Annotated in this window: 1 pseudogene; it reads right to left on the bottom strand. The window is 62.6% G+C overall.

Going from position 1 to position 989, the window contains the following annotated elements:
- Nucleotides 1-345: 345 nt before the first annotated feature.
- Nucleotides 346-989 (bottom strand): annotated as a pseudogene (locus tag A3754_RS28150) (penicillin acylase family protein); the annotation flags it as partial.

Here is a 989-nt window from a genome sequence, read left to right as displayed (position 1 = left end):
CTTTCCGAGAGGCAAGGCGCAGCAGATGTGCGCTTCAGGCCACGCCCTTCGGGTCATTCAGGCTGGCCCGCACTCGTTGTTGCGCTTTTTCGATGGATGGACATATCTCGATCCCAGTTAGGGGACACCTTCAAAAGCGCGCCCTCTGTGCCCCGAATGGGGTATAGATTGCGAACCAGCCTGAAAGACTGAGTACGCAAGGAGTTTTTCAGAGGTTCCCTAGCTTCCAGCCACTAGTTTCGAGTGAAAAGACGTTTTCAGCGGAGAAGCGCGGAGAAAAGCCGGGACGGATATCCCATGCTTTTCCCGCGCCTTGTAGCTAGCTGCTAGCAGCTCGAAGCTGCTTTACCGGTGCCCGGTGAATTCCACGACCTGCTGGAAGGTGGGGCGGTTTTGCCAGTGGATGGGGGCGACGCCGGACAGGCCGATGGCGCGGTGCTGGATCTGGTCCTGGCTTTCGTCCACGTTCCAGCTGTCCATGCTGGCGATGCCGCCCAGCTGGTCGATGGCCTGGTTGAGGCTGTCGGCCAGGGCGTCGCGGCAGGCGTTGCTGTCATCGGTGTCCGCGCAACGCAGGGCCCGGTACGGGTTGGCGCTGGTACCCAGGGCCTGCTCCAGGACCCGCTCCAGATAGCCGTAGTAGCCATTGTTATAGGCGGACCCACCGGCACCGGGCTTGTTGTCACGGCCCATCAGCGACAGGTTCTGGCCGTCCACGTCTTCCACGGCGGTGATTTGTGGCAGCAGGGTGTCGATCATCAACGGGTACCAGGCATCCATCAGGGCCACGGCGGCTTCTTCATCGTAGTTGCCGCTGCCGTCCCGGTCGCGGCGCATGGCGCCGTTGGTGACCCAGTCCTGCATCAGGCGGATGGCGCTGTCCTGGTCGCCGGTGACCGGTGCACTTTCCAGCAGGGCGAGGGCGTGGGGAATGATTTCCTGGCCACGCAGGTCCACGGTGGCGGCATCGCCCATGGCTTCCACCATGC

It is taken from the genome of Alcanivorax sp. HI0083 (genome assembly GCF_001635175.1).
Note: the sequence above shows the minus strand (reverse complement) of the source record. Positions and strands in the feature narration are given on the sequence as shown.